This is a genomic window from Mesorhizobium sp. M0139, from assembly GCF_040322455.1.
In the GTDB taxonomy this organism is placed as follows: Bacteria; Pseudomonadota; Alphaproteobacteria; order Rhizobiales; family Rhizobiaceae; genus Mesorhizobium.
Genome location: NZ_JAMYTN010000030.1, coordinates 1 through 17379, shown reverse-complemented (window position 1 = coordinate 17379; position 17379 = coordinate 1). Strand labels below are relative to the sequence as shown.

General features: G+C 58.1%; 13 protein-coding genes and 2 pseudogenes. 11 read left to right on the top strand and 4 right to left on the bottom strand.

The window, feature by feature from the left end:
• Window positions 1-588: 588 nt before the first annotated feature.
• From NKJ58_RS30060 to nifA, 3 genes are all read right to left on the bottom strand, one after another.
• Entirely contained in the window at window positions 589-1635 is a 1047-nt protein-coding gene (locus NKJ58_RS30060) for an LLM class flavin-dependent oxidoreductase (protein ID WP_084565899.1), read from the bottom strand.
• Window positions 1636-1724: 89 nt separating this feature from the next.
• On the bottom strand, window positions 1725-2864 hold the full coding sequence (hisC, locus tag NKJ58_RS30055) for a histidinol-phosphate transaminase (protein ID WP_031196868.1): 1140 nt from the start codon (window positions 2862-2864) through the stop codon (window positions 1725-1727).
• Between the two features lie 235 nt (window positions 2865-3099).
• Window positions 3100-4866: a nif-specific transcriptional activator NifA gene (nifA, locus tag NKJ58_RS30050; RefSeq protein ID WP_352558821.1), complete on the bottom strand. Its 1767-nt coding sequence runs from the start codon at window positions 4864-4866 to the stop codon at window positions 3100-3102.
• A 1158-nt stretch (window positions 4867-6024) separates the two neighbouring features.
• On the opposite strand from nifA, the gene NKJ58_RS30045 reads away from it, so the two are divergent.
• From NKJ58_RS30045 to NKJ58_RS31575, 3 genes and pseudogenes are all read left to right on the top strand, one after another.
• Entirely contained in the window at window positions 6025-7353 is a 1329-nt protein-coding gene (locus NKJ58_RS30045; protein WP_023706359.1) for a dicarboxylate/amino acid:cation symporter, read from the top strand.
• A gap of 304 nt (window positions 7354-7657) precedes the next feature.
• Complete coding sequence (locus NKJ58_RS30040) at window positions 7658-8689, top strand: LacI family DNA-binding transcriptional regulator (RefSeq protein ID WP_023672231.1); 1032 nt, start codon at window positions 7658-7660, stop codon at window positions 8687-8689.
• A gap of 288 nt (window positions 8690-8977) precedes the next feature.
• Window positions 8978-9205 (top strand): annotated as a pseudogene (locus NKJ58_RS31575) (IS1634 family transposase); the annotation flags it as partial.
• An 80-nt stretch (window positions 9206-9285) separates the two neighbouring features.
• Here NKJ58_RS31575 and NKJ58_RS30035 read toward each other — a convergent pair.
• Window positions 9286-10311, bottom strand: coding sequence for a LysR family transcriptional regulator (locus NKJ58_RS30035; protein WP_023708810.1), 1026 nt, complete (start codon window positions 10309-10311; stop codon window positions 9286-9288).
• Window positions 10312-10548: 237 nt separating this feature from the next.
• On the opposite strand from NKJ58_RS30035, the gene NKJ58_RS30030 reads away from it, so the two are divergent.
• The 8 genes and pseudogenes from NKJ58_RS30030 to NKJ58_RS29995 all read left to right on the top strand — a co-directional run bounded on the left by NKJ58_RS30030 (window position 10549) and on the right by NKJ58_RS29995 (window position 16881).
• On the top strand, window positions 10549-11142 hold the full coding sequence (locus NKJ58_RS30030) for a NodA family N-acyltransferase (protein WP_023685029.1): 594 nt from the start codon (window positions 10549-10551) through the stop codon (window positions 11140-11142).
• Window positions 11139-11798, top strand: coding sequence for a chitooligosaccharide deacetylase NodB (nodB, locus tag NKJ58_RS30025; RefSeq protein ID WP_023708809.1), 660 nt, complete (start codon window positions 11139-11141; stop codon window positions 11796-11798). The genes NKJ58_RS30030 and nodB overlap by 4 nt, the downstream gene beginning before the upstream one ends.
• A gap of 13 nt (window positions 11799-11811) precedes the next feature.
• On the top strand, window positions 11812-13170 hold the full coding sequence (nodC, locus tag NKJ58_RS30020; RefSeq protein ID WP_352854598.1) for a chitooligosaccharide synthase NodC: 1359 nt from the start codon (window positions 11812-11814) through the stop codon (window positions 13168-13170).
• A 13-nt stretch (window positions 13171-13183) separates the two neighbouring features.
• A complete protein-coding gene (gene nodS / locus NKJ58_RS30015; RefSeq protein ID WP_023685032.1) occupies window positions 13184-13813 on the top strand; it encodes a nodulation methyltransferase NodS in 630 nt (209 codons plus the stop codon).
• Window positions 13814-13850: 37 nt separating this feature from the next.
• Window positions 13851-14084: pseudogene (locus NKJ58_RS30010) on the top strand (carbamoyltransferase N-terminal domain-containing protein); the annotation flags it as partial.
• Between the two features lie 54 nt (window positions 14085-14138).
• The gene (gene nodI / locus NKJ58_RS30005) at window positions 14139-15050 is read left to right on the top strand and encodes a nodulation factor ABC transporter ATP-binding protein NodI (RefSeq protein WP_023685034.1); all 912 of its coding nucleotides are present in this window, start codon (window positions 14139-14141) and stop codon (window positions 15048-15050) included.
• Between the two features lie 3 nt (window positions 15051-15053).
• On the top strand, window positions 15054-15842 hold the full coding sequence (locus NKJ58_RS30000; protein WP_023687364.1) for an ABC transporter permease: 789 nt from the start codon (window positions 15054-15056) through the stop codon (window positions 15840-15842).
• Window positions 15843-15906: 64 nt separating this feature from the next.
• The gene (locus NKJ58_RS29995) at window positions 15907-16881 is read left to right on the top strand and encodes a LysR family transcriptional regulator (RefSeq protein ID WP_023685036.1); all 975 of its coding nucleotides are present in this window, start codon (window positions 15907-15909) and stop codon (window positions 16879-16881) included.
• Window positions 16882-17379 lie beyond the last annotated feature (498 nt).

The following is a 17379-nucleotide window of genomic DNA, read 5'->3' as shown; positions in this document are numbered from 1 at the left end:
GGCCTTGTGGTAGTGGCGTTGACTTTCGGGCGTGTCGGCAGACCACTCAGGCCACCGCATCCGGCCAGCAGCCAGCACTCAAGAACGAGCACTCCTCGCAATTCGTGAAGACCGGCTGCGAACGATTTCCTCCAGCATCGTATCCGACCGCGGTGCACCACCATCATCGGGCGAGCTCGCTGGAGGTGTTGGCTGGGCGTCGCAAAGCCGCTCGCGAGCGCGCCCTCAATAGCGCCGTAGCGAGTGACGGCTTTGCCACCGACGGGCCGCTGATGAAGCTGGATTAGTGGGCGCCGCACCGACGCCGCCCCGGGCGAGAAGAACCTCCTGCGGCTGGCTATGGGCAACGACTAGCGCCAGCGCGACGAGCAGACGCGTGCCGGCATCGTGACGCGCTCGGCTACCCTCTCCTTAGGATCGTGCATGTTCACACGATGGCCCAGACGCCAGCCAACGCACAAGCTGGTATCCTGTGCCGCCTGCTCGTCGTCAGTTTGGCCTCCTCTCGATTGCCCGCCCCACCACGTGCACGCTCGATCACGTGAGTGTGAGAGCGCTGCACAACGATTTAACCTCAGACAGCGAATTTCATGGTGAGCCAAGTCGAGCCATGATTTCGGACTGAATCGTCCTCGCGGTGTAAAGGGAAGCATCTAGCGGCAGATTTCCAAATGCCATTTGACAAAGCAGGTAGTTGGCACCTGCCTCTTCCAACTGATCTAGCAGAGCTTTTCGCACAGACTCTGCTGATCCTACCACGCACAATTCACTCTCGACTGCCGCATCGAAGGTCAGCGGCAAGTTTGGTGGAGTGGGGATAGCGTTAAGCTCGTAAAGGAATTGGAAGCTCTTGAGCCAGCGTGCGTAAGCAGGTGCCGCGAGCGAATAGGCATGTGTGTCACAACGCCCAATCACGACCATGCGGAGCAATCCGACAAATCTCCCTTGATCCCCCCCGCCTGCGTTGTCCTCTCGATAGGCGCGGAACGCATCAGTAGTTTTGCGAACAGAAGAGGAAGGTCCCACACACGCGATATTTGTTCCATTCGCAGCGGCCCAAGCTGTGGACTCGGGTCGATTGGCAGCGACCCATGTGGGCGGATGTGGACGCTGATGAGGTCTTAGCGTCAAAGGAACGTCATTGAGATCAAAATGGCGACCTTGATAGCAGAGCGTGCCGACCTCCCTCGAATTAACAAGTATTTGCATAAGAATTTCGCTGGCTTCGGCATAACGGCCCGGCACCGCGTCCGCACCAATCCCGAAGTAGCCCAATTCGGTCGGGAGAGCACCGCGCCCTATGCCCAGTTCGAGCCTGCCACCGCTCAACTGGTCCAGCATACAGATCTCTTCGAACGCACGCAGCGGATGATAAAGCGCAAGCAGCATCACCAAGGGTCCGAGACGCAAGCGCCGGGTGCGCTGGGCGACGCTCGATAAGAACAGATTCGGCGATGGACCTCTCCCATGGGGAGTGCAGTGGTGTTCTGCGAGATGATAGGCATAGAACCCTAGCTGATCGCACGCCTCTGCTAATATCAGGCGATCTTCGTACTGCCGGCCTATATCGCGGCCATCCTCATCCAAATGATCGAAGATGCCGAAAGCCAGGTTTGAAGGAAAGACGTTTGTCACTCTTTAAGTCCCCGATTTTAAAAGCAGACTGTTTTCTTGCTGGGGTCACCAAGCAAGTCGGAAGAGATGTGTGTGATCGCCGATTAGCGTCAGCGTAACGAAGAAGCAGAGCCTGACGCTTCCCTGCCCCTGAAGCTTGGCACCGTTAAGCTTCCAGCGATGTCGCCAGCGGCAGCAAGAAATTCATCCATCTGCTCTTTTGTGCCGATGCTGACGCGGATACAGTGTTCCAAGCCTTTGTCCGGAAAAAACGCGACAAGTATCTTTTGCCTCTCCAATGCTGCTTGCCACCATGAGCCGTCCTGTCCCGCGGGCACACGGGCCAGCAAGAAATTTGCGCGGGAGGGTGTTACGGAAAATCCGAGTTGCGATAGTGCAACTGTCACTCGCTCTCGTTCATCCTTGATGTGCTTGTGGTTGTCTGCGTAGGCGCCGCGATGCGCAAGCACGCTGATACCTACGGCATGCCCGATCACGTTCATGTTGAAGACGTTCTGGATGTTTCGCAGCCTTCCAATAATTTCAGGGTGACCGAAACCGAAACCGACGCGAATGCCGGCGGCGGCATAGCTTTTCGAGAATGACCTCAAGATCAGAAGGTTCGAATACCGGTTGATGAGGCGCAGTCCGTGATCGGGTGCAAAGTCGACGTATGCCTCATCAAGGACAATCAAGCGGTCCGATTGTGCTACGAGGCGTTCGATATCGCTGATCGGGAGGAATGTTCCGGTCGGATTGTTTGGATTGGCCAACATAATAAACTTGGCGTCTTTTGCCGGACCGGAAAGCAATTGCTCCATTGGCAGGGAATGAGCTTGACATCCGATTTCGAGGAACTCAGCGCCCTGAAGCATGGCAAGTTTGCGGTTGAACGAAAACCCTGGCGACATCATTGCAACCTTGTCGCCGGGTGCGAGGAAAGCTCTGTAGATCAGTCCGAGCAGTTCAGACGACCCGTTGCCAGCGATGACCTGATCCCTGGAAACGCCATAGGCGCTGGACGCTGCTTCCCTCAGTCTGAAGTTGTCGTCATCCGGATATAGATACTGGCGCTTGAGGGCCGCCACTGCACTTTGCATTATGATTGGCGGCAACGGAAACGGGTTCTCATTCGTATTCAGCTTGATAAAATTTCCGTCCGGCGCTGGTCCGTTGGACGGCAGAGCATCTAACTGTCGTGTCACTTGCGAAAGAGCCGAAAGCACAGTTTGCAGTTTTGCATCGGACATATTTTACTCCGTTTCAGTCACACAGGGGGCATCCGTATGAGCTCGCAACGAGAGCAACATGGCGGACGAGATTGACGATGGCAGGGTTGCCTTTCACACAGTGGTCGCAGCGCCGGCTGACATGGGAATTCGGCCAGGCTGTCCTCGGTCGAATCGAGTTGACGCGGACGCGGATCTGCATCGCTGCGCGGCGCCAAGGCGCTAAGCGGCTCAGCTCATGCCCAGGGTCATGCTTTCAAAGACGCTTGATCTCGACGCCATATTTCCTCAGCACGTAGCCAATCTGACGCGGGGTCAGCCCAAGCAGGCGCGCTGCCTTTGCCTGCACCCAGCCACATCTTTCCATGGCAGCAATGACGCGCTCTATGTCGGGCGTCCTCGCCCCAATTGGGTGGGTTGCGCCGGCAAGCGGGACTGTAGTCGCGGCCGAACTGGCGGCCGCGTCCGGCGGCGTGGCCAAATTCGCTGACTCCGACAGGATCGGCGGTGGTTGCAGCGCGGTCTTGCCCGATCTGCACTTCCACAGCGCCTCGGCAAAGCATTGGCCTTGGGAGCAGGCAAAGTCGTTTCTCCCGATTGACAGTCCCTCGGCCAGGATCGCTGTCCGGTGCACGCAATTTTCAAGCTCGCGAATGTTGCCGGGAAACTCACATTTCATGAGCACTTCAATCGCACGCGGATCGAAGGTGAGCGTACAGCCGTTCTCGTTGTTGAACTTCTTGAGAAACTCAGCTGCGAGGAGCGGAATATCGCTGCGCCTTTGGCGCAATGCTGGTACCAGCAAGGGAACCACGTTGATGCGGTAGTACAGGTCGGCGCGGAACTCATTCCTTGCAACCGCCTCTTCCAGGTTCCTGTTCGTGGCGGCAATCACGCGAACATCGACCTTGATGGTCTGATTGCTGCCGACACGCTCAAACTCCTGCTCCTGCAGCACGCGCAGTAGCTTTGCCTGGAACGAGGCCGAGATCTCGCCAATCTCATCCAGAAACAACGTTCCCTTGTCAGCGAGCTCAAAGCGCCCCTTGCGGGAATTGAATGCGCTTGTGAAGGCACCCTTCTCATGACCGAACAATTCGGATTCCAGGACTGTCTCTGGGAGCGCTGCACAATTGAGTTTAACGAAGGGCCGCTTGGCGCGCGGCGACAACTCGTGAATTGCCTTGGCAGCCAGCTCCTTCCCGGTACCGGACTCACCTCGCAACAGAACTGTGGTTTTTGCCTTCGCTACGACCGCGATCTTCTCCAGCAGTGCGCTTATCGCCGGACTGTCACCAATCATCCCCTCGACGTGAACCTTTTTGCGCCGGGGTGCAGGGTGCTTAACATCAGAAAATTTCGTTTGCAGCCGATGTTCCAGCTCCGGCGCTCGCTCGCTGTCGGCCGCGGAGAAGCGATGCAACTTGACTGTCTGTCCCACCATGTTGGCAATCATGGTGAGCAGCCGGACATCATCGTCGAGCCGATAGCTTGACCTGCTTTCCAAAACCCGGTCCAAAGTCAGCGCGCCTATGGCGTTCCCATCAACACGAATGGGAACGCCGATGAACGACACGGCGTCGGAGGCCCCAAGCACCTCGATATCAGTGGCAGTGAAGGTCGGATGCATCGCTATGTCGTCGGCGACGAGCGGCGTGTCGGTCGTCACAATCTGATCGATGGCGTTGCGCGGCAGGCGCGACCGGGAGGACTCATTGCCGTTCGTGCCGCAGCCGCTGGCCACTGTGATGTCCAGTCCGCCCTCGGCATCGCAGAGAGCGATGATGCCGTGCCGCATCTGCACAAACGAGTGCAGGAGATCGACTACCTTGGCCAACTTGAGTTCGAGCCGGGCGGCATCGGCGAGTACTTTCGATATTTCGAAGATGCCGGTTAGCGCGCGCTCGTGCAATGCCACACTCGCAGGATTCGTGTCGGACTTTGGACAACCCTTTATCGCATTCGGCAGCGATATGCCGCAGTCGCGGGCATTCTGTTCTGACTTGCTAATGTTGTGGTGCATGTGATCCTCGATCTCGCGCCATCAAATCTAGGCTGGCGGCATGTGCGCCGCGACATCGCGGGCACGCGCGAAAATGCTCCGACGTGAACTCGTGCCGCCGCCGTGTGGTCGAGTGCAAAGCGGGTCTAGCCCTGACGCATCGCTTGGCTACTCCCTCCACGAGGCTTGGCCATGTTATTGGCTTGCCCCGGGCAAACACACGTTGTTTTCAAAAGACTGGAGCGAGGCGGCATAGTCAATCGAGCTTTCTTTCATCTGTGAAAGGAAACCTCGCGGCCTATGATAGGATTCATCAGTTCTATCTTTGCGTTGAAGCAGAAATACCTGGGCCGGCCATGCGTTGCCCGAGCGGCTGACCGCGCGGAGTGTAAATGCGGGGCCGTGCCATTCACCAGCGCCCGCGAAGGAGGGTCGGGAGCGATAATAACCGCCAACGGCACTGGTCGGTTGCGGCAACCGCCATCTTTCTCGAGTTGATCAGGCGGCGGCGATGTCGGGTGTGAAGGCGCGAAGCTGGCGTCGAGTACGACTTCGTAGGCGGTGCTCGCAACTTCTGAATGCATCGTCGTGGTCAGCACCATCACCAGCCTGGGGCCGAAATCGGCACACTCAATGAGCGTATCGAAAAGTCTGAACAGATTACGATGCGACCGCTTGAAAACGGCTGCCCCTGCTGCGGGCGTTGATTTGCAAAATGGGTCGTCCAAAGGACCGTCCGAATTTATTCTGTGCATTGCAGTGGCTGCACGGTCGTAGGCTGTCTAGAAACGAGCGCTTCCGAACAGGGGTAAGTTAGCCTGTCATCTGGACGGCCTTGAACAGGCGACCTATTGGTACGCGCCGGCGCCAACGATGGGGCCCGGTCCAAAGCCGGCTAACGAGGAATCCACCACGCTCTGTGCAGCAAAACCGCTAGCCAGAGGGATCGACCGGCAGCACTCTGCCACAGACCATCAAGGGCGTTGGGACCGCGGCCTTGCCCGCTGGTCTGACACCGCATTCCTCCATCATTGGCGAGCCCACATCAGTTCAGGTGATGCGGATTCATCTGGCATGGGTATTGCGGCGGCGTTGGTGCAGCGTTCGACCGGAGCGCCGCGATAGGGAGAAGCCCGGGAGAAGTCACGCCACCTCGATCCGGTCAGGGAGAGAGAAACAGTGTCAGCTGCACAAGTCCGCGGCGCGAGTCCCGCGCCCCGCAAACCCTTCTACACCAAGCTCTACGCCCAGGTGCTTGCCGCCATCGCGCTCGGCGTCGCAATTGGCTATTTTTATCCGGAGACCGGCGAGAGCCTGAAGCCGCTGGGTGATGCCTTCATCAAGCTGGTCAAGATGATCATCGCGCCTGTCATCTTCCTGACAATTGCGACCGGCATTGCCGGCATGAACGATCTTCATAAGGTCGGCCGGGTCGCCGGCAAGGCAATGGTTTATTTCCTCACCTTCTCAACGCTCGCGCTGATCGTCGGCCTCATCGTCGCCAATGTCGTCCAGCCTGGCGACGGCCTGAACATCGATCCGGCCTCGCTCGATGTCCAGGCCGTGAATACCTATGCCGCAAAAGCCAAAGCGCAGTCGGTCACCGGCTTCCTGATGAACATCATCCCGCCAACGATCGTCGGTGCCTTCGCGGAAGGCGACATCCTGCAGGTGCTGTTCTTCTCGGTTCTGTTCGGCATGGCGCTTGCGATGGCCGGAGAGACGGGCAAGCCTGTCGTTTCCTTCCTCCAGGCGCTCATTGTGCCTGTCTTCAAGCTCGTCGGAATTCTGATGAAGGCCGCGCCGATCGGCGCTTTTGGCGCGATGGCCTTCACCATCGGCAGATATGGCATCGGTTCGGTAGTCAACCTCGCGATGCTGGTCGCGACGTTCTATTTCACCGCCTTCCTCTTCGTGTTCGGGGTTCTCGGCGCAGTCTGCCGCTACAACGGCTTTTCGATTTGTTCTCTCATTCGTTACATCAAAGAAGAGCTGCTGCTTGTCCTCGCAACGTCCTCCTCGGAGGCGGCGCTCCCGTCGCTGATGGAGAAAATGGAGAAGGCGGGCGCCAGGCGTTCGGTTGTGGGTCTCGTCATCCCGGCCGGATATTCGTTCAATCTGGACGGCACGAATATCTACATGACGCTAGCGGCTCTCTTCATCGCACAGGCGACGAACACGGATCTGTCCATCGGCGATCAGGTGCTGCTGCTGCTCGTAGCAATGCTTTCCTCCAAGGGCGCTGCAGGTGTGACAGGTGCGGGCTTCATCACCCTGGCGGCTACGCTCGCGGTAGTTCCGAGTGTTCCCGTTGCTGGGATGGCACTGATACTCGGCATCGACCGATTCATGTCCGAATGCCGGGCGCTCACGAATTGCGTCGGCAACGCAGTGGCATCCCTCGTCGTCGCACGCTGGGAAGGAGAGTTGGACCGAGCACAGATGAAAGCTGCCTTCAGCGGTCATCAGCTTACCGAGGCATCAAACCGGCTACCCTCCTGCAAGTAAGATGGGCGGCCCACGACCTGTGAAGTCGCTTAGCTGGTCACATAACTGAACGACCGACCCGCAGCCTCTAAACGGCTCCTCACGGACCATGTATCAGAAGCGCTAAATGTGTGAGTGCAAATCGTCACCGCCCTTTAAGCGAATGAGCCTTTCAGTATACCCGGCCGGTTTACGTCTGCAATGATGTTCGTCCAACACGCTGTGCCCATTCGTATGGGGACGTCTTCACTTTGCCACCCGAAACCGAAACGCGTTAGGCGGACAGAGAGCCGGCCCGCGTCAAAAACCAATCAGAATAGGACCTATGACCAAGCGCCCCACAATTGCCGATCTCGCCCGCGAAGCCCGAGTCAGCGTAGCAACGATCGATCGGGTTCTGAACGCCCGCCATCCGGTGCGCGAGGAGACCGCGCGGCGGGTCCACGACGCCGCCCAGGCGATCGGCTATCATGCTGCCGGGCTAATCAAGCAGCGGTTGCGGCGAGACCTACCGCACTACCGTCTGGGCTTCATCTTGAGAAAACCGGCCCAGCATTTCTACCAAGATTTTGCGCGCGAGGTCGAAGCATCGGTCAATTTGGCCCAGTCCTTCCACGGCATTCCGCTCGTCGAATTCGCCCCGTCACATATGCCGAGCGACCTGATCGCGCCGCTCAAGGAGTTGGGCGCACGCTGCCATGCAATCGCGATGGTGGCACCGGACCACCCGAAAATCACAGCAGCGGTTGAGGATCTCAAGGCCAAGGGCATTCCGGTTTTCTCGCTGCTTTCCGACTTCGCCGCCGGCGTGCGACAGGGGTATATCGGCCTTAACAACCGCAAGGTGGGGCGCACGGCCGCTTGGATGGTGTCCAAGGTCGCAAAACGGCCCGGCAAAGTGGCGGTGTTTGTCGGCAGCCATCGTTTCCAGGGGCACGAGCTCCGTGACGTCGGCTTTCGCTCCTATTGCCGTGAGAACGCGCCCACGTTCGAGGTGCTGGATCCGGTCATGAACCTCGAGAAACGGCAGATCACCTACGAGGCAACGCTTGATCTCATGCAGCGGGAGCCCGAGCTCGTCGGCTTCTATGTCGCCGGCGGCGGCATGGAGGGCGCGATCTCCGCGCTCCGAGAAGAGGGCAAAAGTCGGGATCTCGTCGCGATCGTGAATGAAATCACACCTGAGTCTCGGGCAGCGCTTGCAGATAACATCGTCACGATGGCGGTCGCCACGCCAATGCGCCGGCTTTGCCAGGAGCTGATAACGCTGATGACACGGGCTATCGAGACCGGCACCGCTGAAACACCCGGACAGACATTTCTGCCGTTCGACATCCATCTGCCGGAAAATATATGAAGGCGGAAGCGCGAGGTAGATTGCCTAGATCCGCAGCGTCAACCTCCACCGGCTTCACTTGCCAACATGCCCCACGTTCTCGTGCAGGGGGTGTGGTCAATGATCCCGCACGGCAAGAGCCGAGCGAGGCCAGCACAGTCCATTTGGGGTCGACCTCGTCGACCGCCATCTCCTCGCCTGGCTGCACGTGAGCCGCGGCACGGCCGGCAAGGTAGGAATTTAACCGGGCTAACCATCTTCTGGGACTTCGCACGCAAATCGAGGCGGCAGTCAATTCAGTAGCAGCCCGGGCGTGTGTTCTGCTCGTTCCGGCCCCTCGCACTTAGCAAGGAACTGCGCCGCTCTGCCGGGCCAAAGGCCCGACGCCCGAAGGGCAACCGCTCCTACGCGATCGCGTCCGCCTCCAGAAGCCGCCATCGAAAAGAATGCTCGCGTCGTCACCACCTACGGCCAAAGCGGGCAATCAAGGCAGCTGGCATCACTCTGCCACACACCCTCGACGAGCAACTCGCCTGAGATCAGCCCCAGAACGTAGGTAACACGCGCCGCGCCGGCGCTTGTCGAACATGCTGATCAGCCTGTCTTACAGGCGGTGATTAGGTGGGGCTCAACATCTTCCGGGACTTCGCACGCGATTTCGAGGTGGCAGTCGGTACCAAGAAACGAAAGGTCGGATCGGCGTGCCCGAGACGCTCAATGATTTCAGGCAAAGGCGCCAGGCGAGATGCCTCCTGCAACATCATTTCCCGCATCCACATGCTTGCCGGATCACTATTGTGAAGCTCAGGCCATTGGACGGCTTCCGTGAATGCAGGAGGAGGAAGTGGCGGCGGAAGTTGGACAATCCGCAGGGGTGTTGTTTTTGCGAAATGCTGCGCCAGCCGTAAGGGCATGGTCCCGATGCGGTTGGTGCCTGACAGGACGGGCGGGATCAGGCTAAAGCCCTGTACGACAACTTCGATACGTCTCTCGAAACCGTGCTCGAGCAAATACCATTCCTCCATGGTGGGCTGCCGGGTGTGCCTGAATCTGAGCACAACATGTCCCATGCACAAGTATCGCTCGAATGTAAGTGGCTCCGACAGCTGCTTGTTCGTGCCGCAGCCTACGCCTACGAGCTTATCTTCGAACAGGGCTGCGCGAGGATGTTTCGACATGAACACTTCCGGCATGATCAGAAAATCAACGTCGCCGCGCCGGAGAAGCTCCTCGGGGTCGTCGCAAATAGGCAGACATTCAAAGCGAACGGCGGGAGCTTCCCGCGCAGCGCGCTCTACTATCTTCCTAAAAAATACGAGCGTGATGTAATCGGAAAGCATGATTCGGAAGAGACGATCCGATTGGGCCGGGTTGAAGGCGTCGGGGGAAATAATCGATAGCTGGATGTGCAGCAATGCGTCCCGGACTGCTGGGGCGAGCCCGTCGGCGCGCGGCGTCAAAATGAGCTCGCGGCCGTTCATCGTAAATAGCTCATCGTTGAAATAGGCGCGTAGCCGAGCAACGGCGGCGCTCATGGCCGGCTGGCTCAGGTTGATACTGCGAGCCGCGGCAGTGACTTTACGCTCCCTCATCAGAGCGTCCAGCACAACGAGGAGATTTAGATCCAGCCCTTTAAAACGCATGTCATGTTCTATCCAACGTGTGGATGCGTATCATTCAAACAATCAATTTTACGAATTTACGAGCCATGCATTAGAGGAACGGAAAGTGAGCGACGTCAAGCTCAAATCGACGACACGGGCCGGAACTCGAGAGAGCGTCTGGCTCACCTTCGCCAACGACAACGGCTGAGTGCAGCCACCAACGCCGCTTTGGTCGAGTAATGCGGCCGCAAAAACCAATATGAAGAGAGGTCCTGAATGCGCCATCAGGTGCAGTGGAAGTTGTGCTGGGAAAACGAGTTGCAGCTCTCCGATCACGTTAAGCTCGCCGAGTTCTTTCGTGATACGTACGGGCCGACTGGGGCGTCCAACGCAGAACCGTTCGAAGGTAGTCGAAGCTGGGCCGGAGCCAGGCCTGAACTCCGCGTAATCGCCTATGATTCAAGCGGTGTAGCGGCTCACATGGGCATACTGCGCCGTTTCATCAAGGTCGACGCGGTCGACCTGTTGGTGGCTGAACTGGGCCTGTACGGGGTACGTCCGGACCTTGAGGGTCTGGGAATCGCCCATTCAATCCATGTCATGCTTCCAATACTGCAGGAGCTTGGCGTTCCATTCGCTTTCGGAACGGTCAGGGACGCGATGCGGAATCATGTTGAGAGGTTCGGACGGCGATACAGCCCTATGGCCGTTTTGTCGGGAATTCGCGTGCGCTCCACCCGACCAGAGGCCCGCCTCGACCTGCCGCCCACACGCATCGATGACGCACTCACAATTGTTCTGCCAGTTGGACGGCCGATCAGCGAATGGCCCACGGGCACGATGATAGATCGGAACGGACCAGAGCTATGAGCCGGTCCGATTGCTTGTACGAAGTGCGCCGTGAGTGCTCTGACGGCACCGGCCGTCGAAGCGTTTATCTGACGTTTGACGACGGTCCCAATCCACTTTTCACACCGGAGATTCTCGACGTGCTGGCAGAGCAGCGGGTGCCGGCGACTTTCTTCGTCATCGGCGCCTACGCCTTAGAGCACCCATATCTAATCCAACGGATGATCGCAGAAGGGCACGAGGTAGGCAACCACACGATGTCTCATCCGGATCCGTACCAATGCGGTTTCGGCGAAGTGCAACGTGAGGTCTTTGAAGCGAAAGACGCGATCATGAGAGCGTGCCCGCAGGCCTCGGTCCGCTTTGTTCGCGCGCCCTACGGCGCCTGGAGCGAAGAAATCTGCACAGCATCACAGATCGCCGGGCTGGCGGCCCTTCATTGGTCCGTCGACCCTCGAGATTGGTCTCGCCCTGGAGTCGAGGCGATTATCGATAAAGTGCTCGCCTCCGTCCGGCCGGGCGCAATTGTACTCTTGCACGACGGATGCCCTCCCGGCGAGTTGAGCCAGGGCGCTCACGCCGGCATGCGCGACCAGACGGTCACGGCGCTGTCCCGGCTGATTCCAGCACTGCGTGAGCGCGGATTTGTAATCCGCTCACTTCCTCAACATCACTGAACAACGAGATCCCATGACTCTTCTTGGTACAACCAGCACTGTGGCCATTTCGCTTTATGCACTGCTCTCGACTGCCTATAAGAGCATGCAAGGGCTTTATGCTATGCCGACAAAGGATTCGTCGGCGTTGGAGGTTCTCGCCGGCTCCGACAAACTGCCCAGCGTGGATGTCATCGTCCCCTGCTTCAACGAGGATCCGCGCACGCTTTCAGAGTGCCTGGCTTCCATTGCAGACCAAGAATACGCCGGAAGACTTCGGGTCTATTTGGTTGATGACGGTTCTGGAAATCGCGAAGCCTTAGGAACTGTCCACGAAGACTACGCGCGCGACCCCAGGTTCGACATCATTTTGCTTCCCGAGAATGTTGGAAAGCGCAAGGCGCAGATCGCCGCGATACGACGCTCATCAGGGGATCTGGTGCTTAACGTTGATTCAGACACGGTACTCGCGCCCGACGTCATTTCCAAGCTTGTACCGAAGATGCGAGATTCAGCGGTCGGCGCAGTCATGGGTCAGTTGACGGCCAGTAACCGAACCGAGAGCTGGCTGACCAGGCTGATAGACATGGAGTACTGGCTGGCTTGCAACGAGGAGCGCGCGGCACAGGCTCGCTTCGGTGCCGTTATGTGCTGTTGCGGCCCATGTGCCATGTACCGCCGGTCTGCGCTCCTTTTGTTACTGGACCAGTACGAGTCGCAATTTTTTCGGGGCAAGCCAAGCGACTTCGGTGAGGATCGCCATCTCACTATCCTGATGCTGAAAGCAGGCTTTCGAACCGAATACGTTCCGAGCGCCATCGCGGCCACAGTCGTTCCGAACAGACTCGGACCGTATCTGCGCCAACAACTCCGTTGGGCACGAAGCACATTCCGGGACACACTGCTTGGGCTGCGCTTGCTGCCTAGCCTAAATAGCTATCTCACGTTGGACGTGGTCGGACAGAATCTCGGCGCGCTACTCCTCGCCCTATCGGTATTAACGGGCCTCGCACATTTCGCACTGACAGGCACTGTGCCTTGGTGGACAGGACTGATGATTGTGTCCATGACCATGCTCCGATGCAGCGTGGTAGCATTTCGTGCTCGACAATTTCGATTTCTTGGCTTTTCGCTGCACACGTTCATCAACGTCTTTCTCTTGCTACCGTTGAAGGCCTACGCGCTGTGTACCTTGAGCAATAGCGATTGGCTGTCGCGAAGCTCTGCTGTCGCTACATCGAACACTGGGGGAAAACAGACCCCCACCCAAGCTCCGATCACTGGTTCCAGCAGGGCAGAACTCTCGCCCCATTCGGCTCCGCTTCGCAGGCTCAGTCTTGCGCGGGATTCTTCGGAATTAGTCCTGTCGGACAACATTTGCGGCGACGATTGATCGCAAATACCTAATGGACGAGAGGTGCACGAGTTTGACCCAGAACGTGAATCATCAGTTGCTTGATCGGGAATTGGCCGCCGACGATCCGTGGGGCCTCGACGGCAATCCATTCGAGCGGAAGCGCCACACGCAAATGCTCCAGCTGGCGCTTGCCCAAGGCTCCATTACAAATGCCCTCGAAGTCGGGTGCGCTGCCGGCGCATTCACGGAAAAACTAGCCCCCTACTGCCAAGGGCTCACCGTCATCGATGTCGTGGCGCAAGCGATTGCTCGAGCACGTCAACGGATAAAGGAGCCGTCGCGCATCAACTGGATAGTCTGCGATGTTCAACAGTTTTCGACCGACGAGTTGTTTGACGTGATCGTTGTGGCGGAGGTCCTCTACTACCTCGGAGACATAGCCGAGATGCGCGCGGCCGTCAAAAACCTGGTGCGGGTGCTTGCGCCAGGCGGGCATCTGATCTTCGGATCGGCAAGGGATGCTAATTGCCGTCGCTGGGGTCACGCCGCTGGTGCTGAGCCGGTCATCGCCATGCTGAACGAAACGTTGATCGAGGTAGAGCGGCTTGAGTGTCGGGGCGAGTCGGTCAACGAAGACTGCTTGCTCGTCCGTTTCCGGAATCCGATTTCCGCTTCCTGATGAATCTCGAATCTATCGCCGTTAACGTGGAGACACTATGCGCATCTGTGGTACCAAGCTGACCCATGATGGGGCGATCGCCCTGGTCCAGGATGGACGGCTCGTCTTCTGCGATGACCAGGAAAAGCGGCACAACGATCCGCGATACCAATCCATCGATAATCTCGACGCAATTGTCGCCGCTTTAGCGGAGCAGCGGCTAGATCCTTGTGATGTCGATCAGTTCGTTATCGACGGCGGGGATGACGAAGACGAGTCACAGTTTCAGGTCGGCAGGGAACCAAGCAACCGCCAGTTTTGTCGTCCCTCTCGGTAAAATGAACCCATGTCCATGATAGCGATCGACCTTACTGACGTAAGCAAAACTTATGACAAGCTCGTTGTCGACAGGCTGTCGTTCCGCGTTGCGGCGGGGGAATGCTTCGGGCTCTTGGGACCGAACGGCGCGGGCAAAAGCACGATTGCGCGTATGGTCCTCGGCATGACATCGCCTGATGCGGGGAAGATTACTGTGCTCGGCGCTCCAGTGCCGGCGCGCGCGCGTTTGGCACGTATGCGCATCGGCGTGGTCCCGCAGTTCGACAATCTTGATGCCGCGTTCACTGTACGCGAGAACCTGTTGGTGTTCGGGCGCTACTTCCGGATGAGCAGACGCCAGATCGATGCGGTCATACCATCGCTGCTTGAGTTCGCCCGCCTCGAGAACAAAGCGGATGCGCGCGTCGCCGAACTGTCCGGCGGCATGAAGCGGCGCCTGACGCTTGCGCGTGCGCTCATCAATGACCCGCACTTGCTGGTGATGGACGAGCCGACCACCGGCCTCGATCCGCAGGCCCGCCACCTGATCTGGGATCGGCTGCGGTCGCTGCTGGCGCGGGGCAAGACTATTCTTTTGACTACCCATTTCATGGAAGAGGCCGAGCGGCTGTGCGATCGGCTGTGCGTTATGGAGGAGGGGCGCAAGATCGCCGAAGGTCGCCCGTCCGAACTCATTGACGAGCAGATCGGCTGTGACGTGGTGGAGGTCTACGGCGGCAATCCGCATGAACTGGGTGCGCTGATCCGGCCGTACGCACAGCGCATCGAGGTGAGCGGTGAGACGCTTTTTTGCTATGCACCCGATCCGGAGCAGGTGCTGGCGCAGCTACGCGGGCGCACGGGTCTACGCCTTCTGCAGCGTCCCCCCAACCTCGAGGATGTGTTTTTGCGGTTAACCGGGCGCGAGATGGAGGACTGAACAATGGGCGAACGTTATGCGGCGGGCATGCCCGCCAATGCGTGGAATTGGGTCGCGGTTTGGCGCCGCAACTATCTTGGATGGAAGAAAATCGGGCTTGCATCGGTTCTCGGCAACCTCGCCGATCCGATGATCTATCTGTTCGGTCTCGGCTTTGGCATCGGAACAATGATAGGTCCTGTTGAGGGCACTTCGTACATTGCGTTTCTCGCGGCTGGCATGGTTGCCACGAGCGTGATGGCATCGGCGACCGCTGAAACGGTCTACGGGAGTTTCGGCCGCATGGGCGACCAGCGCACCTGGGAAGGAATGCTATGCACTCAGCTGACGCTCGGCGATATCTTACTCGGCGAATTGGCGTGGGCAGCCACGAAGGCCCTCATGGCGGGCACAGCAATCACTATTGTTGCCACCACGCTCGGCTACGCATCGTGGCCATCCATCCTCTGCTTGCTGCCAGTCATCGCTCTCAATGGCCTCGCCTTCGCGAGTCTAGCGATGGTCGTCACGGCGCTTGCGCCCAGTTATGAATATTTCATATTTTATAATACGCTTGTTATTACACCCATGCTGTTCCTTTGCGGCGCGATGTTTCCGGTCAACCAATTGCCCGGCGCTTTTCAGTATGCTGCCTCCTTATTACCGCTCGCACATGCAATCGACCTCATTCGTCCAGCGATGCTTGGCCGTCCGATTGACAAAATGGGCCTGCATATCGGCGCGCTTTGCATATACACAGTTTTGCCCTTCTTCTTTTCGATTGCTCTTTTTCGTCGAAGGCTGATGCGTTGACGCTACTCACCATTCGAATTGAATGTTTGGTCGCAACCCATTCACACGCCGCCTAGATCAAGACATGCGTTTTAAGGGACTCGATCTGAATCTCCTCGTTGTGTTGGACGCTCTGGTCAGGGAACGTAAAGTCACCGCGGCGGCCCGCAGTATTAACCTGAGCCAGCCGGCAATGAGCGCCGCCGTTGCTCGGTTACGCGCCTATTTCAGCGATGAGCTATTTACGATGAGCGGCCGCGAGCTCATTTTGACACCTCGCGCTGAGGGGCTCGCCCCAGCAGTCAGGGAGGCATTGCTGCACATCCAGCTATCGATTATTTCCTGGGACGCCTTCAACCCAGCCCAATCGGATCGTCGCTTCCGGATTATCCTTTCCGATTACATCACGCTCGTATTTTTTAAGAAGATCGTAGAACGTGCTGCGCGGGAAGCTCCCGCCGTCCGCTTTGAATGTCTCCCTATTTCCGACGACCCCGAGGAGCTTCTCCGGCGCGGCGACGTTGATTTTCTAATTATGCCGGAAGTATTCATGTCGAAACATCCTCGCGCAGCCCTGTTCGAAGATATGCTCGTGTGCGTAGGCTGCGGCACGAACAAGCAGCTGTCAGAGCCACTTACATTGGAGCGATACTTATCGATGGGGCAGGTTGTGTTCAAATTCGGGGACACCCGGCAGCTCTCCATGGAGGAATGGTATTTGCTCGAGCACGGTTTCGAGAGACGCATCGAAGTTGTCGTACACGGCTTTAGCCTGATCCCGCCCGTTGTATCAGGCACCAGCCGCATCGGGACCATGCCCTTACGGCTGGCGCAGCATTTCGCAAAAACAACACCCCTGCGGATTGTCAAACTTCCGCCGCCACTTCCTCCCGCATTCACGGAGGCCGTTCAATGGCCTGCGCTCCACAATAGTGATCCGGCAAGCCTGTGGATGCGGGAAATGATGTTGCAGGAGGGATCTCGTATGATTCCTCTGCCTAAGAGCACCGGACGTCTGAGTTGTCCCCAAATTGAGAAACTGCCCCCCCCTCGACTATGAGAGGAGGCATGGATGGCGATCCCCCGCCGCCTGCGACCCCGCAACTGCTCAGCAGAAGGGCGAAGCGCACGAGCGTGCATCCATTTCGTAAATGTGTGCCTATCCAAGCAATCGATTTCTGCAACTGTCCGATGACGAATATGAACGCGCCTGAAGGTGTGGAGGCGGAAGCCTGTTCGGGCCCTTGCGGCCGACCACGATGAATCCCTTCCAAACTTTCAGCCGGACGGTGTTGTTGACCCGCTCCATTAAATGCCGGGACCAAACATATTCGGGGGGAGCACTGATCCTGAACCAGCGAGCGGATGCAGTCGGTTGCCGGTCGGGGAGCAATATAGGGAGCTGGGTCGCCAGCCTCCGGAGACTTACGTGACAACCATTCCTTAAAGGATTCAGCTTTGAAACCCTTCCCTCTGACTTCCGCGATTTGGGGCATTGTGTTGATCAGCGGCGTGGTCAACGTGCTTGCGCTCATCTCGCCGCTGTTCATGCTTCAGG